The 21,928-nt window shown below is 64.6% G+C and carries 21 protein-coding genes; 16 read left to right on the forward strand and 5 right to left on the reverse strand.

Annotation, left to right across the window (positions count from 1 at the left end; translation table 11 throughout):
- Position 1: 1 nt before the first annotated feature.
- The 3 genes from B5D62_RS30830 to B5D62_RS30840 form a co-directional block, all read right to left on the reverse strand.
- Positions 2-868: a branched-chain amino acid ABC transporter permease gene (locus tag B5D62_RS30830; RefSeq protein WP_085937931.1), complete on the reverse strand. Its 867-nt coding sequence runs from the start codon at positions 866-868 to the stop codon at positions 2-4.
- A 114-nt stretch (positions 869-982) separates the two neighbouring features.
- Positions 983-2,218, reverse strand: coding sequence for an urea ABC transporter substrate-binding protein (locus tag B5D62_RS30835; protein ID WP_085937932.1), 1,236 nt, complete (start codon positions 2,216-2,218; stop codon positions 983-985).
- Positions 2,219-2,350: 132 nt separating this feature from the next.
- A complete protein-coding gene (locus B5D62_RS30840; protein WP_085937933.1) occupies positions 2,351-3,394 on the reverse strand; it encodes a substrate-binding domain-containing protein in 1,044 nt (347 codons plus the stop codon).
- Positions 3,395-3,684: 290 nt separating this feature from the next.
- Between B5D62_RS30840 and B5D62_RS30845 the strand changes: the two genes are divergently transcribed.
- From B5D62_RS30845 to B5D62_RS30855, 3 genes are all read left to right on the forward strand, one after another.
- Positions 3,685-4,110: a MarR family winged helix-turn-helix transcriptional regulator gene (locus B5D62_RS30845; RefSeq protein WP_218191392.1), complete on the forward strand. Its 426-nt coding sequence runs from the start codon at positions 3,685-3,687 to the stop codon at positions 4,108-4,110.
- Positions 4,111-4,272: 162 nt separating this feature from the next.
- Positions 4,273-4,992 carry a ribonuclease activity regulator RraA gene (locus tag B5D62_RS30850; RefSeq protein WP_085937935.1) on the forward strand — a complete coding sequence of 240 codons (720 nt, stop codon included), beginning with the start codon at positions 4,273-4,275 and terminating at the stop codon, positions 4,990-4,992.
- 140 nt (positions 4,993-5,132) lie between these two features.
- Positions 5,133-6,380: an Hsp70 family protein gene (locus B5D62_RS30855; RefSeq protein ID WP_085937936.1), complete on the forward strand. Its 1,248-nt coding sequence runs from the start codon at positions 5,133-5,135 to the stop codon at positions 6,378-6,380.
- Between the two features lie 31 nt (positions 6,381-6,411).
- Here the strand turns inward: B5D62_RS30855 and radC are convergent, their stop codons facing one another.
- The gene (radC, locus tag B5D62_RS30860; RefSeq protein WP_085937981.1) at positions 6,412-7,095 is read right to left on the reverse strand and encodes a RadC family protein; all 684 of its coding nucleotides are present in this window, start codon (positions 7,093-7,095) and stop codon (positions 6,412-6,414) included.
- Positions 7,096-7,472: 377 nt separating this feature from the next.
- On the opposite strand from radC, the gene B5D62_RS30865 reads away from it, so the two are divergent.
- Positions 7,473-8,870, forward strand: a complete 1,398-nt coding sequence (locus tag B5D62_RS30865; RefSeq protein ID WP_085937937.1) for a serine hydrolase domain-containing protein — start codon at positions 7,473-7,475, stop codon at positions 8,868-8,870.
- Here B5D62_RS30865 and map read toward each other — a convergent pair.
- The gene (map, locus tag B5D62_RS30870) at positions 8,867-9,721 is read right to left on the reverse strand and encodes a type I methionyl aminopeptidase (RefSeq protein WP_085937938.1); all 855 of its coding nucleotides are present in this window, start codon (positions 9,719-9,721) and stop codon (positions 8,867-8,869) included. The genes B5D62_RS30865 and map overlap by 4 nt on opposite strands.
- On the opposite strand from map, the gene B5D62_RS30875 reads away from it, so the two are divergent.
- From B5D62_RS30875 to B5D62_RS30930, 12 genes are all read left to right on the forward strand, one after another.
- Positions 9,720-10,604, forward strand: a complete 885-nt coding sequence (locus B5D62_RS30875) for a competence/damage-inducible protein A (RefSeq protein ID WP_231715002.1) — start codon at positions 9,720-9,722, stop codon at positions 10,602-10,604. The two genes, map and B5D62_RS30875, sit on opposite strands and share 2 nt — an antisense overlap.
- Before the next feature lie 69 nt (positions 10,605-10,673).
- Positions 10,674-11,711: an AbrB family transcriptional regulator gene (locus B5D62_RS30880; protein ID WP_231715003.1), complete on the forward strand. Its 1,038-nt coding sequence runs from the start codon at positions 10,674-10,676 to the stop codon at positions 11,709-11,711.
- A 79-nt stretch (positions 11,712-11,790) separates the two neighbouring features.
- Positions 11,791-13,185: an amidase gene (locus B5D62_RS30885; RefSeq protein ID WP_085937941.1), complete on the forward strand. Its 1,395-nt coding sequence runs from the start codon at positions 11,791-11,793 to the stop codon at positions 13,183-13,185.
- Positions 13,182-13,571, forward strand: a complete 390-nt coding sequence (locus B5D62_RS30890) for a VOC family protein (protein WP_085937982.1) — start codon at positions 13,182-13,184, stop codon at positions 13,569-13,571. The genes B5D62_RS30885 and B5D62_RS30890 overlap by 4 nt, the downstream gene beginning before the upstream one ends.
- A 2-nt stretch (positions 13,572-13,573) precedes the next feature.
- Positions 13,574-14,239 (forward strand): aspartate/glutamate racemase family protein, encoded by a 666-nt coding sequence (locus tag B5D62_RS30895; protein ID WP_085937942.1) that lies wholly within the window; start codon positions 13,574-13,576, stop codon positions 14,237-14,239.
- Between the two features lie 58 nt (positions 14,240-14,297).
- Complete coding sequence (locus B5D62_RS30900) at positions 14,298-15,485, forward strand: ABC transporter substrate-binding protein (protein WP_170921239.1); 1,188 nt, start codon at positions 14,298-14,300, stop codon at positions 15,483-15,485.
- Between the two features lie 41 nt (positions 15,486-15,526).
- Positions 15,527-16,420, forward strand: a complete 894-nt coding sequence (locus B5D62_RS30905; RefSeq protein ID WP_085937944.1) for a branched-chain amino acid ABC transporter permease — start codon at positions 15,527-15,529, stop codon at positions 16,418-16,420.
- Positions 16,420-17,160, forward strand: coding sequence for an ABC transporter ATP-binding protein (locus tag B5D62_RS30910; protein WP_085937945.1), 741 nt, complete (start codon positions 16,420-16,422; stop codon positions 17,158-17,160). Before B5D62_RS30905 ends, B5D62_RS30910 begins: the two co-directional genes overlap by 1 nt.
- Positions 17,157-17,888: an ABC transporter ATP-binding protein gene (locus B5D62_RS30915; protein ID WP_085937946.1), complete on the forward strand. Its 732-nt coding sequence runs from the start codon at positions 17,157-17,159 to the stop codon at positions 17,886-17,888. Before B5D62_RS30910 ends, B5D62_RS30915 begins: the two co-directional genes overlap by 4 nt.
- Positions 17,885-18,844, forward strand: a complete 960-nt coding sequence (locus tag B5D62_RS30920; RefSeq protein WP_085937947.1) for a branched-chain amino acid ABC transporter permease — start codon at positions 17,885-17,887, stop codon at positions 18,842-18,844. The genes B5D62_RS30915 and B5D62_RS30920 overlap by 4 nt, the downstream gene beginning before the upstream one ends.
- Positions 18,837-20,426: an FAD-dependent oxidoreductase gene (locus tag B5D62_RS30925; RefSeq protein WP_085937948.1), complete on the forward strand. Its 1,590-nt coding sequence runs from the start codon at positions 18,837-18,839 to the stop codon at positions 20,424-20,426. The genes B5D62_RS30920 and B5D62_RS30925 overlap by 8 nt, the downstream gene beginning before the upstream one ends.
- 48 nt (positions 20,427-20,474) lie before the next feature.
- Positions 20,475-21,926 carry a hypothetical protein gene (locus B5D62_RS30930; protein WP_139374186.1) on the forward strand — a complete coding sequence of 484 codons (1,452 nt, stop codon included), beginning with the start codon at positions 20,475-20,477 and terminating at the stop codon, positions 21,924-21,926.
- Positions 21,927-21,928 lie beyond the last annotated feature (2 nt).

The raw sequence follows: 21,928 nt of genomic DNA on the forward strand, positions 1-21,928 counted from the left end.
GTCACAGGCTTCCCTTGAAGAAGCGCTCCGATATGCCCTGCGGCAGGATGCGGATCAGGATGATGGCGGAGATGAAGAGGATGACTTCACCGAAGACCGGTGTCGTGAAGTAGGACCCGAGCTGGTTGATGAGGCCGAACAGCGCGGAGGAGGAAGCGGTGCCAGCCAGGATGGCCGAGCCGCCCCCCACGACCGTGATGAACGCCTTGGCGACGTAGGCGGCGCCCATGGTTGGCACCACGCCGGAAACCGGCGCCAGCAGGCCACCGGCCAGGCCGGTGATCGCCGAGCCGATGCCGAAGGACATCATGTAGATGCGGCTGGGATTGACTCCCAGCGTGGCGGCCATGCCGGGATTCTGCATGGTGGCGCGCGCGACGAGGCCGAACCGCGTGCGGCGCATGACGACATACACGAGCGCTAGCATGATCAGCGCCACCGCCGCCAGGAACAACGTGTAGTAGCTCGATTTATAGGCGCCGACCGAAAATCCGCCGAGCGGCGTTGGCACACCCTTGATCGTGTTGCCGTAGAGGGTGGTGACGAGGCCTACGATCAGCAGGCTCAACCCCCAGGTGGCGAGCATGGTGTCGACGAGGCGGCCGTAGAGGAAGCGGATCAGGCAGCGCTCGATGACAATGCCAACCACCCCCACGAACACCGGGGCCACGACCAGCATGGCGATCCAGATATTCAGGCCGGCATTGGCCGAGATGACGGTGGCGTAGGCCCCGAGCATCACGAACTCGCCATGGGCGAGATTGATGACGCGCATCATGCCGAAGATGATCGCCAGCCCCAGGCAGAGCAGCACAAGCGACGCCGCGCCGTTGACCACGTCCAAGGCGATGATGAGGGCGAGATCCATGAGAAAGCCCGTCTCCGTCGAGGCGACTGGCACGAACCCAGTCGCTGCAAGGTCAATCAGCGTGCCGCTCCCGCAGGCGGGGACGGCGGATCCGATGTTGAAGAGAGGCTTCGCTCAGATCTTGATGACGTATTGCTGATTGTCGGTCGGCTTCTTGATCAGATCGCAGACACCGGCCGTGTCGAGCGGCTTCTGCTGCTCGTAAGTCTCGAGGACCGACCACTTCTTGTCCTTGGCCACGGCGAGATAGGCATTGCGGATCGCATGGTGGGTCGCGTGGTCGAGCACGACCTTGCCGCTTGGACCGTCGTAGGAGATGCCGCCTTCGAGGGCCGCCACCACCTTGTCTCGGTCGATGGAGTTTGCCGCCTTGACGCCCGCCACCCAGAGATAGAAGCCCTCGTAGGTCGCGGCGGCCAGTTCGCTGATATAGGGGATGTCGGGGAACTTGGCCTTGAGCTTCTTCACGTAGCTGGTGCTGGCCGGTGTGGTGAGTTCCTCGAAATAGCCATAGGAGCCGAGCACGCCATCGCTCTCCTTCTCATCGAGCGTCGACGGCTCGTTGACCAGACCGAAGGTTGTCGAGGCGATGGGAATCTGCGCCTTCATGCCGGCGGAGGTCCACTGGCGGTAGAAGGAGGTATGGTTGCCGCCGACCAGGGCGGAAAGAAGGAGATCCGGCTTGGCTGCCTGGATCTTGCTGATGGTCGGGCCGAAGTTGGTGACGTCGAGCGGGAAGAAGTCGACCGAAACGATTTCGCCGCCATTGTCCTTTGCGTACTTGGTCATCCACTTGGCGGTGATCTGGCCATAATTGTAGTCGGCCGCGATGATGTAGGCCTTCTTGCCCGCCTTCTTCATGGCATAGGGGACGAGCTTCTCCACCGTCTGGGCGGGCGTGGTGCCGGTGCAGAAGGTGTTGCGGTCGCAGACGCCGCCCTCATAGAGCGTGTTGTAGAAGTACAGGACCTTGAACCGGTCGAAGGTCGGCCGGACCGCCTCGCGCGACGCGGAGGTGATGCCGCCATGGACGACCGCGACCTTGTCCTTCAGCGCCAGCTGCTGGGCGTACTGCGAGTACATCTGGATGTTCGACTGCGTGTCGTAATGCACCAGCTTGAGCGGCCGGCCGAGCAGTCCGCCCGCCGCGTTCACTTCCTCGATGGCGAGGATCAGGCTGTCCACCATCGGTACGCCGGAGGCCGCGATCGGACCTGATTGATCGTGCAGGCTGCCCACCAGGATCGGTTCGTTTGCGCCGAAGGCACGGCCGGTAAAGATGGCCGGAGACGCGAGCGCCGCCGATGCCGACAGGGTTGCCTTGAGAACGCTACGTCGCGGAAGCCGCATGGAAAATCCTCTGATCGAAGGCGGCTCGCTGCCGCTTAAATTATATGAAAACGAAATAATCCATTTCGCAAGTAATTTCTTCCGCCCGGCATATTCGAGCGGTTGTGCTGCGGGTCTTCGACCTGCCCGTCGCTATGTCGGGCTCATGATCCGGAACTCACAGCCCTCGACAGTGGCGAAATGGATCGGCCGGCTGATGCCCGCCGCGGCGATCGGTTCGGTGCCGCGCGCTGTACGGCTTTGCGCTATTCGGCCGACGCGCTTGCGCAGGGCTGGCTGCTGAAAGGCGCCGGCGGCACTGACAAGGCTCGCCAGGCAATGGATGCCCTCGTAGCAGGACTGGCCGAAGGCGTTGATGGGCGGCGGTGTCTCCCCGAACGAGTCGTGATAGCGCTCGAGGAAGGCATCGTTATTGCGGGAGCGTAGTGTCGAGAAGTAGGCCGAGGTCGCGTAGAAATTCTCTGTCGCATCGGGGCCGATCGCGTAGAGGATCGTCTCGTCTATGCCCGACGTGAAGCGGAGGCAGTGCCGGGCGAGGCCTGTTTCGGCGAAAGCACGATTGAAGCCGATGGCCTCGTATCCGAGCAGATAAGGCATGACGACGTCGGCTTGCGCGCGGCGGATGTCGGCAAAAAGCAGATCGTAATCCTCGAAGCCGAACGGGAGGATTCTTTCCCCCACGACCGTGCCGCCGGCATCCCGGATCATGCGCTTGGCTTTGGCAAAGGTGGCTCGCGGCCAGACATAGTCGTTGCCGACGAGGTAGTAGCGGCTCGCGCCTTTGGCCGTGCCAAGCCATTCGATCCCTGGCTTCAGCAGCTCATCGGACGTCTCGCCGACGGTAAGTACGCCGGCATCGTGTTCGTCGCCCTCGAACTGAGGCGTGTAGACATAGGGGACGCGGCCGCTGACGACCCGCAGGACCGGCTTGCGGGCATAGCTCGGAACCATGGCGACGATGGCGTCGATACCGTCGATATCGACCGCAACGGCCGCCGCCTCCGCGGCATCGGCACCGGTACGGCCGGCATTGGCGATGACGAGATCGACCTCGCGGCCCAGCAATCCACCGGTGGCATTGATCTCGGCGATTGCCATGATGGCGCTGGCCTCTGCCGAGGGCCCCCAGATCCCCGCCGGTCCTTCGAGCGGCGTCAACAAGCCAATGCGGATCATCGAACGTGCCCCATGGTCACTGCGAACGGGACGCGGACATGCCCTCGTTCCGCGGGCGTCATCCGTTGTGGCGTTGGCGACGGGGCGACGATCCGGCGACCGCCGTCCATCGTGAGCCCACACTCCGCCCCAGAACGCCGCAAAGGACGCAAAAATCGAAGCAGTTATCGTGCCAATAGATGGCTGGTTGGCCGACGCCGCAGCCCGAGACTCATCGAAGGTCTTGAAGTTGCAGCGCTCCGTCGGTTAGATATCTGAAAATTCAGATATCAACGGACGAGAACCGCGTCGTGCCCCGCTCCGACAGAATGGAACACCAGCTTGCCTATCTCATCGCGAGCGTAAACCGGCAGCTCGAGATCGACCTCGAAGAGAAGCTCAAAGGTGAGGGCGTGGCCCTCGAGCACTTCCGGATCCTGAGTGCGCTTGCCTCCCAGAACGGGCAGCCCATGGGCGAACTTGCGCACCGTGTGCTGGTCGATTCGACCACCTTGACCAAGATCATCGACAAGATGACGGCCGACGCGCTGGTGTACCGGGCACCCGATTCGAACGACCGGCGCAGGGTCCTGGTCTTTCTCGCTTCCAAGGGGCAGGCGCTGCACAAGAAGCTGAAAGGTCTTGCCGTCCAGCAGGAACGGGACATCCTGGGGACCCTCGATGCCGAAGGAGCCGGCAAGCTTGAAGCCATCCTGCGGACGATGATTCAGGGATAATGCTCACTGCCACTTCCGTTGTTCGAGGCGGCTCCTGACGGCTCCTAGGGGGCTGCGAGCATGCTGCGGCATTGTCGAGCGTCCGCCGCGGTTCACGCAATCCGGGCTCGGTCTTCTCCTTGGTCGGTGGCATGATCCCGCCAATCTGAACAGGAGACACGCATGACCCTCGACCGCGCGGTGATCGACGCCTTGTCCGCCGTTTCCACTGCCACCCTGACCACAGTCCTGCTGAAGAAAGGGCTACGAAACGTCTGGATGCGCGGCACGCGGCCCTTGAAGCCCGGCCAGCCTCGGCTGGTGGGACGAGCCTTTACCCTGCGTTTTGTCCCGGCGCGCGAGGATCTCGCCACGCCCGAATCTTGGTCGTCGCCGCGTTCGACCCGCGCGGCGATCGAGGACATGCCGGCCGGTTGCATCGCGGTTGCCGACGCGATGGGCGTCACCGACGCCGGCATCTTCGGCGACATCCTGACGGCGCGCATGAAGAAGCGTGGCGTGGCCGGCCTGGTCACCGACGGCGTGATGCGCGATTTGGCTGGCGTGCTGGGAACCGGCCTTCCGGTCTGGTGTCAGGGTGGAGCGGCGCCGCCGTCGGTTGCCGGCCTGACGTTCGTGGGTTGGCAGGAGCCGATCGGCTGCGGCGGCGTTGCCGTGTTCCCCAACGATGTCGTGGTCGTCGACGACGATGGCGCCGTCCTGATCCCCCAGGCGCTGCTTGACGATGTGGTCGCGGTGGCCGGCGAGCAGGAAAAGCTCGAAGCCTGGATCATGACGGAGGTCGAAAGCGGTGCCTCGCTGCCCGGCCTCTATCCGCCGAACGCCGAGAACAAGGCGCGTTACGAGGCCTGGAAGGCAGCACGCAACAAGGCTGCCGACTGAAAGGACACTCCGCAAACAAAAGGCCGCCCGGATTTCGGGCGGCCTTTTGCAGTCGCGTTGTTAGACGAAAAGAAACAGTCTGGCAACGGTCGGCACATCGCAATAGATGAGGTCCCCTTCGCGCATCGGAGAGGACCATCATGATCGCTTGCGGACTGGATTTCGGCACGTCGAACTCGGCGATCGGCGTCGCGCGCGATGGGGCAGCGGCGCTGGCGCCGATCGAGGGCAACGACACGCTGATGCCGAGCGCGCTGTTCTTCGACTATGAAACCAAGGGCCAGGTGCTGTTCGGCAACGAGGCCATCGCGGCCTATGTCGGACAGACCGAAGGCCGGCTGATGCGGGCGCTCAAGTCGCTGCTGGGGTCGCCCCTGATCGACGAGGAGACCAGCCTGGGTGGTCGCAAGGTGGCGCTCACGGAAGTCGTGGAGATTTTCGTACGGCACCTGAAGGGCAAGGCCGAAGCCTTTGCCGGTCGGGAGATCACGACTGTCGTCCATGGCCGGCCGGTGCGCTTCGTCGACAACGACGACAAGGCGGATGCGCGGGCGCAGACAGTGCTGGAAGGCATCACCCGGCGGGCGGGCTTTCGCGATATCCGGTTCGTCTACGAACCCATCGCGGCGGCTCATCACTATGAGCAGACGATACAGCACGAGGAAGTGGTGCTCGTTGCCGACATCGGCGGCGGCACAAGCGACTTTTCCATCATCCGGGTCGGCCCGCAGCTTCGGGAGCGCGCGGACCGCAGTCGTGACGTTCTTGCCACCGCCGGCGTGCATATCGGCGGTACCGACTTCGACAGCGCCCTCAGCCTCGCTGCCGTGATGCCGCTTCTGGGGCTGGGCACCCGGCTCGTCGAGAAGAACCTGCCGATGCCAAACGCGCCTTATCATGAGCTCGCCACCTGGGCGACGATCAACTTCGCCTACACCTATCGCAACGAACGTGCCCTCGCCGAGCTGGCTGCACTCGCATGCGAGCCTGAAAAGGTGGAGCGCCTGTTGACTGTGGTGCAGCACCGGCTCGGCCATCGCCTCGCCTTGGCCGTGGAGGAGGCGAAGATCGGGCTTAGCGTCGAGAAGCGGGCGGGCGTCCCTCTCGCCTTCATCGAACCCGGTTTCGCGGCGACGGCGACGCGGGTCGATTTCGATCGTGCTATCGAGGCCGATATGGAACAGCTCTACAAGACCGCGGGCGATTGCATTGCAGCGGCAGGACTCGGACCATCAGGCATCGATACGGTCTTCCTCACGGGCGGATCGAGCCGCGTTCCGGCAGTGCGGGTCGCGATCGGACGGGCGGCACCGTCTGCGCGGGTGGCCGGTAAGTCGGATCTCCTGTCCGTTGCGCTCGGCTTGACCCAGATGGCGGGACGGATGTGAGGACCTCGGCGGCTTCCCGATCGAGCGTGCTTTATGCCAGCAGTCCGAGGCTCCTGAAGCTCGCATGACCCTTGCGGCCGATCACGAGGTGATCGTGGATCGAGATGCCGAGCGCTTCGGCCGCCTTGCGGATCTCTTTCGTCATCTCGATGTCATCGCGTGACGGCTTGGGATCGCCACTCGGATGGTTGTGCACGAGGATCAATGCCGCGGCGCCCAGCTCGAGCGCCCGCTTGATCACCTCGCGGGGGTAGACCGGCGTATGGTCGATCGTGCCGCGTTGCTGGACCTCGTCGGCGATCAGCACGTTCTTGCGGTCGAGGAACAGGATGCGGAACTGCTCGGTCTTCTCGTGTGCAAGCGCGGCGTGGCAATAGTCGAGGAGCTGCTGCCAATTGGTGAGCACCGGCATGTCCTTGACCTTGCGCTCGGCCAGCCGGCGGCCTGACTCGCGCACCGCGCGGAACAGAACCAGCGTCCGCTGATCGATCTCGAACTCGCGCAACTGAGCCGGTTCGGCGGCGAAGATGTCGCCCAGCGTGCCGAAGCGCTCGAGCAGCCGCTTCGCCAGCGGCTTGGTGTCGATGCGCTCGATGGCATAGAAAAGAAGCAGTTCCAGCAGCTCGTAGTCCGGCAGGGACTCGATCCCCGCCTTGAGCACCCGCTCGCGCACGCGGGCACGGTGGCCGTGATAGTGCGGCTTGGGCTCGGACATGCCGCTGTTGTGGCTGGCGACTGCGGGCCGCGCTTCGAGGGCCGCCTTCAGTCGCGGCGACGGATCCTCGCCGATGAACTCCCAGCACTGGTCGAGACGGTTCCAGGTGCCGCCGGCGTCACGCAGCAGGGTACGGTACGGAAGCGTGTTGCCGCTTATGCGCCAAAGCGCATTGGTCGCTTGCAGCCGCAGCCCGGCAGCGAGCAATGCCAGAAGCGCATCGTCATCGGCGGCGCGGTCCACGGAAATGGACGCGGCGTCCTCTTCTGCGGCACAGATTTTTCGTGCTCTCCCCATGCGACAACCGTCCCATCCAACCGCGGCAGAAACCGGGCAGGATGGTGGTCAAGCCGCGATCCCTGTAGCGTGCCGGCGCCATGAGTTTCGCCGAGATCGATGCCGCTTGCACGGCCTTCACCCAACAGGAGCGCTTGCCAGGATTGGCGGCGGGCATCGTACAAGAGGGACGGCTGACCCATGTCACGACGATCGGGCTGGCCGACATCGAGGCCGCGCGGCCGGTGATGGCGGAGACGGCCTTCCGCATCGCCTCCATGACCAAGCATATGACCGCGCTGGCGGTGCTGGCCCTGCGGGATCAGGGAAAGCTCGTGCTCGATGCGCCGGTTGCCGAGTACGTGCCACAGTTCGCGGCAGTCAAACCGGCAACGCGCGACAGCGCATCGGTCTCGGTGCGGCACCTCATGAGCCATGCGGCAGGGTTCGTGACCGACGACCCGTGGGGCGACCGGATGCTCGGCATGACGCCGGCGGCCCTCGATGCCTTGATGGCGGAGGGCCAGCTCTTCGCGCGGCCGCCGGGTCTCGCTTTCGAATACAGCAACCTCGGCTATGCACTACTCGGTCGCGTCCTGACCAATGTCAGCGGCGAGCCCTATCAATCTTTCATCAGGCGCACTTTCCTCGATCCGCTTGGCATGGCGCGGACGACGTTCGATGCGTTCGCCGCGATGAAGCAGGATTTCGCGTGGGGCTATCGGCAGGACGAGGGACAATGGTCGCGCGAGCGCATCGAGCCCGATGGAGAAGTGGGTGCGATGGGCGGGCTGGTGACCACGGTGCCGGATTTTGCGCGCTGGATCGCCTTCCTGCTCGATGCCTGGCCGGCGCGGGACGACCCGGAGTCGGGACCGGTGCGGCGGTCGACAATTCGAGAGATGGGCTTATGGCATTCGATGCCCTGGCCGCTCGAACTGCCGGGCGCAGTTCCCGAGGCGACGGCCTACGGCGCCGGCTTGATGAACTCCGTACACGGCAAGCTGGGACGGCGGTTGCATCACTCGGGCGGTCTGCCGGGTTATGGTTCGCATGTGCTGATGATGCCGGAGCGCGGCTGCGGCGTGTTCGCCTTCGCCAATCGCACCTACGCGCCGATGTCGCGTCTGACGCTGCGTCTTGCGGAAATGCTTCACGACGCTACGGCAACGCCGCCGTTGCCGCCTCCATCGCCGTTTCTCGCACAGGCCGTCGAATCGGTGGTGGCCGCCTATGCCGCCGGCCGGATCGAGGTGCCGGGTGCGATCTTCGCCGGGAATTTCCTGCTCGACACGCCAGCGCGCTACCGCGACGCCGAACTCGCCTCGCTGAAGGAGCGGTTGGGCGAGGGCAGGCTGGAGCGGATCGAGCCCACCCATGCGCTGGGCGGCAAGTTCACACTGGCCTGTGCGCGTGGTCGCCTGAAGGGCACGATCATCCTTTCGCCCGACGCGCGACCGGGGCTGCAGAAGCTCGTGCTGACGGCAGAGCCGCTTTAGGCGGCCTTGGTCTCGAGGGTGTAGGGCGGCTTGGTCAGGCCCATCGGCGAGAGGGTGAAGAATTCCACGCCTGTCTCGGTGATACCCACCGAATGTTCGAACTGCGCCGACAACTGCTTGTCGCGGGTGACCGCGGTCCAGCCGTCGCTCAGGATCTTCACCTGCCAGGTGCCCGCATTCACCATCGGTTCGACGGTGAAGAACATGCCCGGCTTCAGCACCGGCCCGGTGCCGGCCTTGCCGTAGTGCAGCACGTTCGGCGCATCGTGGAAGATGCGGCCAACGCCGTGGCCCGAAAAGTCGCGCACCACCGAGAAACGCTGGGCTTCGACATAGGTTTGGATGGCGTGGCCGATATCGCCTAGGCGGGCGCCGGGCTTGGCGACGGCGATGCCACGCATCATGGCTTCGTACGTCACGTCGCACAGCCGCCGCGCCTTCACGCTGACATCGCCGGCGAAGTACATGCGGCTCGAATCGCCGTACCAGCCATCGAGGATGGGGGTCACGTCGATATTGACGATATCGCCGTTCTGCAGCCGCTTCTCACCCGGAATGCCGTGGCACACGACATGGTTGATGGAGGTGCAGATCGACTTGGGATAGCCGCGATAGCCGAGCGGAGCGGAAATGGCGCCGTGATCGCGGATGAACTGGTCGCACAGCCGGTCGAGTTCGTCGGTCGTGACGCCGGGCTGCACATAGGGGGTTATGAAGTCGAGCGTCTCGGCTGCCAGGCGGCCGGCGCGGCGCATGCCTTCGAACCCTTCCGGTCCATGCAGCTTGATGGTGCGCTCGTCGCGGCGCCAATAGTCGGCGCTGTCGTCCTCGAAATCGCGGGGGCTGGTCATGGCCCTCTATTTGGCATGCGATACGGGCGGTAACAAGGCCGCGCGCGTGCGCTTGGCCCGACGGGCTGCCTCCTCTAAAGTGCTGAAAACCAAGGGAAAAGGGGCCTCAATGCCTGAAGTGCCTGCGGCGCCGGCAAAAATCGTGACGGCCTGCATCGTCGTCATCGGCAACGAAATCCTGAGCGGGCGGACCAAGGACGCAAATATTTCCTTCCTCGCCACCGAATTGAACAAGCTCGGTGTGCGCGTCATGGAATGCCGGGTCATTCCGGATATCGAGGCCACGATCGTCGCGACGGTCAACGAGGTGCGGGCCAAGTTCGATTATGTCTTCACTACAGGAGGCATCGGGCCGACCCACGACGACATCACCGCCGACAGCATCGCCAAGGCCTTTGGCGTAGGGATCTCGGAGCATCCCGAGGCCGTTGCCCGCATGAGCCGCCATTATGGCGACCCCGCGCTGTTCACGCCGGCGCGGCGGCGCATGGCCCGTATCCCGCATGGGGCGACGTTGGTCGACAACCCGATCTCGGTCGCGCCCGGCTTCCAGATGGGCAATGTGTTCACCTTTGCCGGTATCCCGACGATCGCGCAGAGCATGTTCGAGTCGATGAAGCATCGCCTGGTGGGCGGCGATCCGGTCCTTTCGCGCACCGTGCGGACGAATTTGCCTGAAGGGATCATCGCCGAAGCCCTCGGCGCGCTGCAAAAGCGCTATGACGACATCGATATCGGCAGCTATCCGGGCTTCCGCGCTGGCAAGGTGAGCGTGTCCCTGGTGCTGCGCGGCACGAATGATGCACGGCTTGCGGCCGCGGCCACCGAGTTGATCCAGACCATCCATCAGATGGGCGGGGAGGCCGAGGAGTTGGTTCAGTAGTCCATGGCCGAAAAGCCCGCACGCAGTTCTTCTCGACAGAGTGGCGGGCATGCTCCCGCTCGGCATTGGATGGCCCTGATTGCCACTTCGGCGATCATCGGTGGCATTCTCGTCTGGATGCATGCCCCGGCGGCATTGCTGCTCGGTCCGCTGGCGGCGGCTATAGTGGTTGCCGCCAATGGCGCCAGGATCAGCTTCCCCGTGCCGCTGTTCGTGATGGCGCAGGGTGTCGTCGGCTGCCTCATCGCGCGCATGGTGCCTGCCTCCATACTGGGCGATATCGCGCAGCACTGGTTGCTCTTCACGGTCGGCGTTCTGTCGGTCGTGGCCGCGAGTTGCGTACTGGGTGTGGTGATGGGGCGTTTGCGCCTGATGCCGGGCACGACCGCCCTCTGGGGATCGAGCCCCGGAGCCGCCTCGATCATGACCCTGATGGCCGAGGAGTACGGCGCCGATGTCCGGCTCGTCGCCTTCATGCAGTATTTCCGTGTCCTGGCCGTTGCCGGCATGGCAGCCTTGGTGGCGCATTTTTTCGCTGCTAACACGGCCCATGCTCCCGCCATCGTCTGGTTCCCGCCGGTCGACTGGCTCGCGCTGGCCGAAACCGTCGCTCTGGCCATTGTCGGACCTTATCTTGCCCGTTTGCTGCGTATTCCTGCAGGCGCGTTCCTGGTGCCCATGGTGATCGGCATCGTGCTGGCGCATTTCGGCCTGATGAAGATCGAGCTGCCGACCTGGCTGCTGGCCGGTGCCTATGCCCTGGTCGGCTGGAACATCGGATTGCGCTTCACCAAGCCGCTGCTGATCCATGCTGCCCGATCGCTTCCCGTCATCGTCGTCTTCACGCTGCTCCTGATCGGCCTGTGCGCCGGCGTCGCGACCTTGCTCGTCGCCGGGGCCGGGGTCGATCCGCTCACCGCCTATCTCGCCACAAGTCCGGGCGGTGTCGACTCCGTAGCCATCATCTCGGCATCGAGCAGCGTCGATGTCTCCTTCGTCATGGCGATGCAGACGGTCCGCCTGATCGCTGTGCTCTTCCTGGGGCCAGCACTGACCAAGTATCTCGCCACGCGGGCGGGCTTCCTCAAAAATGCGGAGCCATCTTGAACGCGAGCCACGAACGATCCGCACATGCTGCGTTGCTGAGCTATCGGCGATGATGCGGCTTCGGTAGAGTCCTTATTGCATGACCATCATCCATGACATGACCGCGGCCGAACTTCTGGCCGCATACAAGACCAAGAGCCTCTCTCCGGTCGAGGCCATCGACGCAGTCATCGGCCGTATCGAGAAGTGGGAGCCGAAACTGAAGGCGCTCTATGCGCCCGATTTCGGCAATGCCCGCAAGGCGGCGCAGGAGTCGGAGAAGCGCTGGCGAACGGGAGCGCCGCAAGGGTCGCTCGATGGCGTGCCCATCACCATCAAGGAGAACATCGCCACCAAGGGTGTGCCGGTGCCGCTTGGCACTGCGGCAACGGATCTCGTTGCGGCCGCATCGGACGCCCCGGCCGCCGCACGTGTGCGGCAGGCAGGCGCGATCATTCTCGCCAAGACCACGATGCCGGATTTCGGCATGCTGTCCTCGGGCCGCAGTTCCTTTCATCCACTGACGCGCAATCCGTGGAACCTGGCCTGGAATCCTGGAGGTTCGAGCGCCGGCGCAGGAGCGGCGGCGGCGGCGGGCTACGGTCCATTGCATCTCGGCACAGACATCGGCGGTTCGGTGCGCCTGCCGGCGAGCTGGAACGGCATCTTCACGCTGAAGCCGAGCCTGGGCCGCATCCCGGTCGATCCGCCGTTCCTCGGTCGCGCCATTGGTCCGATGACGCGGACGGTCGGCGACGCGGCGTTGGTGATGGCTGCGGTCTGCGGGCCGGATGCGCGGGACCATACCAGCCTCCCGGCTACCGACATCGATTGGTCGGCCGGACCGCTCGATCCCAAGGGCCTGAAGATCGGTTTGATGCTCGATGCCGGGTCGGGCCTGCCGGTCGACGCGGAGGTGAAGGACGCCGTGGAGAAGGCGGCCAGGCTGTTCGCCGATGCCGGCGCCGTCATCGAGCCACTGGAAGGCTTCCTATCGCCCGAGATGCTGCATCTGCAGGACCTCTTCTGGCGCGTCCGTAGCTGGGCGGATTTTTCCGGGCTGAGCCACGCCAAGCAGGCGAGCGTGTTGCCTTTCATTGCCGACTGGTGCCGTGGCGGCGCCGATGTCTCGGGCGTGGCGGTCATGCGCAGCATCAACAATTACATGGCGATCCGCGCCGCCACGGTGCGGGCGACGATGCCATTCGATTTTGTGCTGTCGCCGACGTCGCCGGTGCCGACCTACCCAGCGGAGTGGGAGACGCCGACCAACGACGTCAATCGGCCGCTCGAGCACATCTCCTTCACCATGCCCTTCAACATGAGCGAGCAGCCCGCCGCATCGATCAATTGCGGCTACACGGGCGAGGGCAAGCCGATCGGCTTGCAGATCGCCGGTCGTCGCTTCGACGATCTTGGCGTCCTGCGACTCTCGCGCTGGTTCGAATCGGCGCGCGGTCCGCAGAAGCCGTGGCCGGAGCCACCGGTCGCATGAGCGCCTTCCGATCCATTCGGGCGATCGACTATACGGTTATCTTCGTGCGCGACATGGTGGCGATGCGCCGCTTCTACGAAGACGTCCTCGGCTTTCCGATGGTTCGGGAGCTTTCGTCCCGTTGGTTCGAGTATCGTGTGGGCGCGAATACCCTGGCCCTGGCCACGCCGGGCCTGACGGCAGCCGATGCGCCGACGCCCAACGGCAGCGCGGCCCTTCAGATCGCGTTTAAGGTTCCGCCGATGGAAGTCGATCAGTGTGCCGACGAGCTCGTGAAGAAGGGCGTCGAGTTGGTGTCGCCGCCGACTGACCGGCCGTTCGGCCATCGTACGTTGTTCTTCCGAGATCCCGACGGCAATCTGCTCGAGGTATATGCGGACATCTAACCATGACGCCACGCCCTCTCGGCATCCTCATGCTCGATACGCGGTTCCCGCGCATTGTCGGCGATATCGGCAATCCGGCATCGTTCGATTTCCCGGTGATCTACCAACGGCTGGAAGGCATCGGGCCAGCCGATGCAGTGGCGGCCAATCCGGATAAGCCGCGCGTCATGGCGGCGCTCGCGGCCAATGCCGAGCGGCTGGCCTCGGCGGGGGCTGTCGGGATCTCCACGAGTTGCGGGTTTCTCGCCCTGTTTCAGAATGAACTGACAGCGGTGTCACCGGTGCCGGTGGCAACGTCGGCGCTGATGTTGATCCCGTCCCTGACAAACCGAAAAGTCGGGGTCATCACGGCGTCGGCCCGGAACCTGACGCCGCGCCATCTGGCGGCCGTCGGCGCGCCGCCCGATACGCCGATCGAAGGAATGCCGGAGGGCGGCGCGTTCGCGGCGACATTCCTCGGTAATGGTCCAAACCTCGATCGCGCTGCCGTCGAAGGGGAGGCGATCGAGGCGGGACGAGCCTTGCTGCGAAAAAATCCGGCAGTGGACGCAATCGTGCTGGAATGCACGAACCTGCCGCCCTACAAGCACGCCTTGCGTGCCGCCCTGGGGGTGGAAGTCTGCGACGTATTGGATCTCTTGCGCGACTTTCGGAAGCGGCTGGGCTGACGGGCATCAAAATTGCTGCGATAGTCCGGGCAACGCAAAAGCTGTTGGGGGAATGGGCATGCGTAAACAGGGTTTCTTTCTGGCGGCCGCGGTTGCCGCCGCGCTTTCGGCTACGTGCTTGCCGGTCCAGGCCCAGGATATTGGCATCGGCCTGATCGTACCGCTGTCGCCGCCGGGCGATCCGACGGGTGGCCAGCTCATTCGCCGTGGAGCGGAGATGGGCATCGATGCCGTCAACAATGCCGGCGGCGTTCTCGGGGGGCGCAAGTTCAAGCTCTATGTCGAGGATTCGCAGGGCAAGCCGGAGGCCGGTGTCGCGGCCTATCGCCGTCTCGTCAGCGAGGACAAGGTCGTCTTCGTCCCGGGCTTCTTCCACAGCTCGGTCGCCATCGCCGCCAACGAGGTTGCTAAGGACATGGGCGTGCCGACGATGTCGCTGCAGGCCTCGGCTGCAGAGATCACGTCGAAGCATTATGAAACCGCCTTCCGCACCCATGCGGTCGACCAAGTGCGCGTCGCGACCTTCATGGAGCTCATCAAGAAGAAGGGCTTCAAGCGCATCTCGATGATTGCCGAGACGACCGACTACGGCATCGGCATCGCCGACGAGACGATCGCCCAGGCCAAGAAGGTGGGCGGTCTCGAGGTCCAGAAGATTGCGTTCGACCGCTCGGTCACCGATCTCACGCCGCAGCTGTTGCAGGTCAAGGCGTTCAAGCCGGACCTCGTCATCAATATCGGCGTCGGCCAGCCCTGCGATCTGATCATCGACCAGGCGACGACCATCGGCCTGCTGCCCAATACGCCGATGATCGTTTCCTATGACGCACCGGCGCGGCCGCAATTCTGGAAGCTGCACGAGAAGAACGGCGCGGGCATCTACTTCATCGCCTACTATTCGCCGAAGACGCCCTTGTCGGACATCGGCAAGTCCTTCGCGGCCGCCTATACCGAGAAGTACAAGGAAGATCCGGTCTATGGCGCGCTGAACGGCTACGGCGCCATTCAGATCATCGCTCAGGCGATCAACGCCGCGAAGAGCACCGATTCGAAGGCGCTGATCAAGACGCTGGAGACCGGAACCTTCAAGAGCTGGCCGGATGCGCCGGTGACCTTCCCGCGGGCCGAGGGCGTGTATTGGCACAACTGGGTGCCGCCGGTGCTGATCCTGCACTACACCAAGCCGATGCAGGATTGGAAGGACGCTGAAGTCGAGGTCCAGTATTCGGCACCGGCTGCCAAATAGCCGCGTGACGGACTGACAGGCCTTCTTTCTTCGATCCTCGGATGTTTTCGACAGAGCTCGTCGTCCAGACGTTCATCTCGGGAGTCATGATCGGCGTGCTCTACGCCCTCATGGCTCTCGGGATCACGTTCATCTACTCGATCATGCGCATGATCAATTGGGCGATGGGCGAATTCTACATGATCGGAAGCTACCTGCAGTATATGCTGGTGGCGTTCCTGCTCGGACCTGATCTGTGGTGGCTCGCCATCCCGATCTCCGCGGCCGGCGTCTTCGCCTTCGGCCTCGTAGTGCAGTGGGGCCTGATCAAGCCGATCTTCAAGAAGCCGCCGGAAGCACGCGACGATTACGCCACGGTCGTGACACTGGCCCTGCTGCTTCTGCTGCGCAGCCTGGCTACCGGACTGGCGGGGCCCAATCAGTTCACGCCCGGCTCCAATCTCCCGATCGTGATGGTCGGACCGATGCCGATGGCGGGCGCGCGTGTGGCGGCGTTCGTCTTTGCCCTCGTGGCGCTGGCCTTGTTCTACGGCGTGCTGCGCTACAGCTGGTACGGGCTCGCCTTGCGCGCGACGTCCCAGAGCCGGGTCGGTGTACAGACCGCCGGCATCGACGTGCTCGGCATCGATCGCGTCGCCTTCGGCATTGGTGTCGCCCTGGCGGGCCTCGCGGGGGCGCTGCTGGCGCCGGTGTTTTTGGTCTTCCCGACCAACGGCCTGATCACCACCGTGAAGGGCTTCGAGATCGTGGTGATCGGCGGCCTAGGCTCGATTCCGGGCGCCTTGATCGCCGGCATCCTGCTCGGCCTGATCGAGTCCTTCGGCGCGGCCTTCATCGATTCGGCCTATCAGAACATCTATGGCTTCGCCTTGGTGCTGCTGATCCTGGCGTTCAAGCCCACCGGCCTGTTCGGCGAGCGCGGACGGGAAGCCTGATGTCGTCTGGACAGGTTTGGGCTCTCGAGACGCAGGGCCTGCGCAAGCGCTTCGGCGGTCTGCTGGCGACCAACGATGTGTCGCTGACCGTGGCGCCTGGAGAGATCCGCGGCCTGATCGGGCCGAACGGTGCCGGCAAGACGACGCTGGTCAATCTCGTGACGGGCGTCCACGCGCCTGACGCCGGTGACGTGAGGCTGGCCGGCAAGAGCCTGCAGGGGCTCGGCATGCACCAGATCGCGCGGCTCGGCCTGGTGCGCTCGTTCCAGGTGACGCGCCTGTTCGGCAACATGACGGTGCGCGAGAATCTGCTGACCTCGTTCCTGGCGCGTCGCAGCCTGCACAGTGGCGATGGGCTTGCGCTGACCGACAGCATGATCGAGCTCACCAAGCTGGGGCGTCTCGCCGATACCCAGGCCAAGAAGCTGTCGGGCGGCCAGCGTGCGCTTCTCCAGATGGCTTGCGGCTTCATGGTGCCCGGCACCTGCTACGTGCTCGACGAGCCTTTCTCGGGCATCAATCCGGTGATCAAGGATTCCATCATCGACATGATCGTTGACGTGAATCGGCGGCACGGCGCCACCTTCCTGATCGTCAGCCACGAGATGTCGATCGTGCGGCGCCTCTGCCCGCAGGTCACGGTGATGATGGAAGGCCGGGTCGCGGCGCAGGGATCGCTCGACGAGGTGGCGCGGCTGCCGGAGGTGATCGCCGGCTATCTCGGGAAGGCGCTGGAATGACCGCGCCGCTTCTCGCCATCGAGGATATCCACGCCGCCTACCAGAGTGGCGTCGATATTCTGCAGGGCATGTCGCTCGACGTGCCATTGGGCGGCTTCGTACTCGTGATCGGTCCCAATGGCGCGGGCAAGTCGACGCTGCTCAAGACGGTGTTCGGTCTGCTGGGCCCGCATCGCGGCGCCATTACCCTCGATGGCAAGCCGATCGCCGGCCTGCCACCGCATGAGGTCAAGCGGCTCGGCGTCAGCTATGTGCCGCAGGAACTCAACACGTTCCCGCACCTGACCGTTGAAGAGAATCTGCGGGTCGGCGGCTGGACGATCCGCAAGGATGCGGCGCGCCTCAAGAGGCGCATTGCCCAGGTGTACGAGATCTTCCCGGTGCTGGCCGAGCGTCGGCGTGACAAGGCTGGCAGCCTCAGTGGCGGGCAGGGGCGTATGTTGTCGGTGGCCCGCGAAATGATTACCGAGCCGCGGCTGATGCTGGTTGACGAGCCGACGGTCGGCCTCGCGCCGAACCTGGCCGATCAGGTGTACGAACTCCTGCAGACGGCGCGGAAAGCCATCCCGACCACGATCCTGCTGGTCGATCAGAACGTGTCCGATGCGCTGCGCCATGCCGAGGCTGTGGTGATGATGAATCTCGGCAAGGTGAAAGCCGCCGGGCCGGTTGCCGAGTTCGGTGAGGACCGCGTGCGCGATCTCATCCAGGAGTGCCTGCTGGGATGAGCGCTTCCTTCAGGTTCCCGCCGAGTTTTCACCGCTCGGTCATTGCCATCCTGGTAACGGTGGCTCTGTTCGCCCTGGCGCCGCTGGTCGCTGGCGACTTTGCCCTGCACGTGCTGACCATCGGCTTCTACTATGTGATCCTCGCCTCGAGCTGGAATTTGCTCGCCGGCTACACGGGCCAGTTCTCGCTGGCGCATCACGCCTTCGCCGCGGTCGGTGCCTATACATCGGGCCTGCTGGGCTACCACCTCGGTGCGCCGGCGTGGATCGGCATTCCGGCGGGCGTCGTCCTCGCGGCGCTGTTCGGCCTTGTCCTGGGCCGGCTGGTGCTGCGGATGCGGGCGATCTACCTCGCCATTGCGACCTGGGCCTTCGCCGAGACGGTGCACATCTATCTGACCGCCGACTACCAATTCACGCGCGGCGAACTTGGTCTCAGCGTCAAGCCGCTTTACAGTACCATTGGTCCGCTGCCGTACTATTTCACGTTCCTCGCGCTCGCCGCCGTCGTTCTGATCGGGCTGCGTGCGCTGATCGATTCGCCGCTGGGCTACTTCATGCGTGCCATCAAGGACAACGAGCTGCGCGCCAAGAGCCTAGGTATCGACACGACGCGGGTGAAGATCGCCGTATTTTCGATCTCGAGTGCAGTCGCGGGTCTCGCCGGCGCGTTCTATGGCCATTTCATCGGGCTTCTCAGCCCGCAGATGATCGACTTCAGCGAGATGGCCAAGATCGTCATCATGGTGGTGATCGGCGGATTCGGAACCTTCCTCGGTCCCGTGATCGGCGCGGCGCCGGTGCAGATCGTCATGACCTACCTGCAGAAGTACGGTGAATGGAATCTCGCCGTGTTCGCGTTGATCGTGATCGTGCTGATGCGCTTCTCCATGGAAGGGCTGGCCAGCCTATTCGCGCCTGTGTGGCGGCGGCTGTGGGCGCGTGACCATGGCTGACATCGATTGCGACGTCGTTGTCGTCGGGTCGGGGGCAGCCGGCCTGTCGGCGGCGCTGGCTGCCTCGGTCGGCGGTGCCAAGGTCGTCGTCCTGGAGAAATCGCATTATCTCGGCGGCACCACGGCCATGTCGGCTGCCGGCACCTGGGTGCCGGCGAACCATCACATGCTGGCGGCTGGCATTGCCGATTCGCCGGAAGAGACGCTGACCTATATCCGCGCCGTCGCGCCGCCGGGCTGGCGGGAAACCGAGGACGAGTTGTGGCGGGCGCTGGCGGAGAATTCCGCACCCATGCTGCGCTTCGTCGAGGATCACACGCCGCTCGTCTTCGAGCTGGTGAACCATCCGGATTTTTATGTCGAGGCGCCGGGCGGCAAGCTGTTCGGGCGCATGGTGTCGCCGACGCTGATCAGCCGCTATCGGCTCGGCCGTTGGTGGAACCGCGTGCGCAAGTCGGTGAAGCCGCAGTTCTTCACTTACAAGGAGATGGTCAACGGGGTGCTGAAGGATCCCGTGCGCGCCGTCTTGAGGCTCGGTCCGTCCCTCGTCTGGCGTGTGATCGCCGGCCAGGTGGGACTAGGGAATGGCCTGATCGTCGGGCTCACCCGTGGCTGTCTCGATCATGGCTGCCGCATCCTGATGGACGCCGACGTCAAACGTCTGACCGGCGACGGCCAGGCGATCAGCGGTGTCGAGGCCGTGATCGATGGCAAGCAAGTCACGATCCGCGCCGCCAAGGGCGTGGTGCTGGCCACCGGCGGCTTCGACTGGGCGCCCGACTATATGCCGAAGCACTTTCCCGGCATCGAGATCATCGGCGCACCTCGCACCAATACCGGCGACGGCCAGCGGATGGCCGCCGAGGTCGGCGCCGCGCTCGCCCACATGGATCAGTCCAATATCGCGCCTGCCACCTTTACGACCTACGAAGGCCAGCGTCATGCGCAGCCGCTCTATGAGAGCTACGCTCCGCACTGCATCCTCGTGAACCGCGAGGGCAAGCGCTTCACGAGCGAAGGCAGTCCATCCCTGGGGGCAGCCATCGACGAGCGCGGGCCGGACGGGCGGTCGAGGCACATCCCCGCCTGGCGCATCTTCGATTCGCGCTACGTCAATCGGCTCTCGGCCCTGTACGCGTCCAAGGACCCGGACTTCGTCCGCACCGCCGACACGATCGAGGGACTGGCAGCCAAGATCGGTCTCGATCCGGCAACGCTGCGCGCCACCGTCGATCGCTTCAACGGCTGGTCGAAGGAGGGCGTCGACCGCGACTTCCATCGCGGCGAGACGGCCTGGGAGCGTCATTACACAAAGGACCAGGCGCTCGCGACCGTCGAGAAGCCGCCGTTGCATGCGGCGCCTTTCCTTTATGCCAGTCTCGGCACAAAGGGCGGACCGCGGACCAACCATCGCTGCGAGGTGTTGCGTCCGGACGGTAGCGTGATCGGCGGGCTCTATTGCGCCGGTATCGCGATGGCGAGTCCTATCGGCACCAAGGCAGTGGGGGCAGGGACGACGATCGGACCCTGCCTGACCTTTGGCTATATCGCCGGCCGAGCCATCGCGCGGCGCAACGTCTAGGACGCCTGTTCGAGGTCATGCTAGCGTCGCCGCATGTTGCGTCGCTGCTTGATCACAACTGCCCTGCTTGTCGCCGCGACTTGCGCGCCCAACGTGCAGGCCCAGCCGGTTATGCCCGATTGCACCGCCGATATCGAGCTCACCGGCGATGGCCTGAAAGTCGGCGTTGTGTTCCGATGCCAGTCGGCCGGCCCGCTGACTTTCAACGCCGCGAACGACAAGATGGCGGAACGCGTGACGGACGTCATCGACGGCACCGGCAGAACGCTGCAGCGCGCAGCCACTTCCTGGTGGGTCGAGCCGGCGAAAGGCATCGCCGAGGTGCATTACCGCATCGATCTGATGGGCTACGCCCAGGAGATCACGACGGTCCGAACGGCCGTGGTCCGCGGCGGCGCCATTCTAGGCATGCTCGAGACCTGGTTGCTCGAACCACGCGGCCTTGGCCACGCGCCGGTGATCGATATCCGCGTCAAGGCGGCGGAAGGTCTTGCCTTCGCCTCTGGCCTGCCGAAGGTCGGTGATGCCTGGCGGTTGAAGGATTCGACCGTGCGGCTTGCCGGTTATACGGCGATGGGGCGCTTCGCCCAGCATGACATGCCGGTGCCCGCGCCGGGCTCGCTTCGGCCCGGCCAGCCGAAGGAGCAGGGTGTCCTGCGGGTAGCGCTGCTCGACGGGCTGAATGCGGAGGGGCGCGGCGACGTTCTCGGCTGGGTCCGCCGTACGGCCGAGGCGGTGGCGAATTACTGGCAAGGCTTTACGGCCCGCCAGCTCCTGCTCACGCTCGTGCCCAATGAGAATCGGTCCGGTCTGGGCATTGCCAACAGCATCGCCGGCGGCGGTACTACCATCATGGTCGAGGTCGGCGCCGACATCGAGCTGCGACGGCTCTACGGCCAGTGGGGATTGATGCGCGAGCTCATGCGCAGCGGCATGCCGACTATCACCAATCGCGGCACGTGGCTGACGGAAGGTCTCGCGACCTATGGCCAGTCGATCGTACGAGCCCGCGCCGGTTGGAAGCGCGAGGTCGATGTGTGGAAGGAGTGGGTCGACAACATGCCGCGCGGTACCGCCGCTTTTACCGGCGGCCTCGCCAATGCCACCGGACAACAGACCTTCTGGGGCGGCGCCCTCTTCATGTTGCTCGCCGATGTCGGCATCCGTCGCGCCACGCAGGGAGCGCGGGGACTCGAGGACTGCTTGCAGGGCGTGCTGTGGAATGGGCTCGATGAAACGCGGCGCACGACAGTCGAGGAGTTCGCCGAAGCCTGTGACCGGGCCAGCCAGACCGACGTGATGACCGGGCTGGTCCAGAATCACTACCTCAAAGGCAAGGCGGTCGATCTCGACGAGCTGTGGAAGCGGCTTGGCGTTACCCAAGCCGGCGGCAAGATCGTGTTCGACGACAAGGCGCCCGACGCTGCCTGGCGCAAGATGCTCGTGCTCGGTCCCCCCGACCGCCCGCCGCAGCGCGTGAAGCTACCGTGGCAGTCGTGATT

The organism is Enhydrobacter aerosaccus (genome assembly GCF_900167455.1).
GTDB lineage: Bacteria > Pseudomonadota > Alphaproteobacteria > Reyranellales > Reyranellaceae > Reyranella > Reyranella aerosaccus.

Bases quoted from the DNA above. Each gene is read 5' to 3' on its own strand.
- B5D62_RS30830 (WP_085937931.1), bottom strand. From the start codon at position 868: ATGGATCTCGCCCTCATCATCGCCTTGGACGTGGTCAACGGCGCGGCG.
- B5D62_RS30835 (WP_085937932.1), bottom strand. From the start codon at position 2,218: ATGCGGCTTCCGCGACGTAGCGTTCTCAAGGCAACCCTGTCGGCATCG.
- B5D62_RS30840 (WP_085937933.1), bottom strand. From the start codon at position 3,394: ATGATCCGCATTGGCTTGTTGACGCCGCTCGAAGGACCGGCGGGGATC.
- B5D62_RS30850 (WP_085937935.1), top strand. From the start codon at position 4,273: ATGACCCTCGACCGCGCGGTGATCGACGCCTTGTCCGCCGTTTCCACT.
- B5D62_RS30855 (WP_085937936.1), top strand. From the start codon at position 5,133: ATGATCGCTTGCGGACTGGATTTCGGCACGTCGAACTCGGCGATCGGC.
- radC (WP_085937981.1), bottom strand. From the start codon at position 7,095: ATGTCCGAGCCCAAGCCGCACTATCACGGCCACCGTGCCCGCGTGCGC.
- B5D62_RS30865 (WP_085937937.1), top strand. From the start codon at position 7,473: ATGAGTTTCGCCGAGATCGATGCCGCTTGCACGGCCTTCACCCAACAG.
- B5D62_RS30875 (WP_231715002.1), top strand. From the start codon at position 9,720: ATGGCCCTCTATTTGGCATGCGATACGGGCGGTAACAAGGCCGCGCGC.
- map (WP_085937938.1), bottom strand. From the start codon at position 9,721: ATGACCAGCCCCCGCGATTTCGAGGACGACAGCGCCGACTATTGGCGC.
- B5D62_RS30880 (WP_231715003.1), top strand. From the start codon at position 10,674: ATGGCCCTGATTGCCACTTCGGCGATCATCGGTGGCATTCTCGTCTGG.
- B5D62_RS30885 (WP_085937941.1), top strand. From the start codon at position 11,791: ATGACCATCATCCATGACATGACCGCGGCCGAACTTCTGGCCGCATAC.
- B5D62_RS30890 (WP_085937982.1), top strand. From the start codon at position 13,182: ATGAGCGCCTTCCGATCCATTCGGGCGATCGACTATACGGTTATCTTC.
- B5D62_RS30895 (WP_085937942.1), top strand. From the start codon at position 13,574: ATGACGCCACGCCCTCTCGGCATCCTCATGCTCGATACGCGGTTCCCG.
- B5D62_RS30900 (WP_170921239.1), top strand. From the start codon at position 14,298: ATGCGTAAACAGGGTTTCTTTCTGGCGGCCGCGGTTGCCGCCGCGCTT.
- B5D62_RS30905 (WP_085937944.1), top strand. From the start codon at position 15,527: ATGTTTTCGACAGAGCTCGTCGTCCAGACGTTCATCTCGGGAGTCATG.
- B5D62_RS30910 (WP_085937945.1), top strand. From the start codon at position 16,420: ATGTCGTCTGGACAGGTTTGGGCTCTCGAGACGCAGGGCCTGCGCAAG.
- B5D62_RS30915 (WP_085937946.1), top strand. From the start codon at position 17,157: ATGACCGCGCCGCTTCTCGCCATCGAGGATATCCACGCCGCCTACCAG.
- B5D62_RS30920 (WP_085937947.1), top strand. From the start codon at position 17,885: ATGAGCGCTTCCTTCAGGTTCCCGCCGAGTTTTCACCGCTCGGTCATT.
- B5D62_RS30925 (WP_085937948.1), top strand. From the start codon at position 18,837: ATGGCTGACATCGATTGCGACGTCGTTGTCGTCGGGTCGGGGGCAGCC.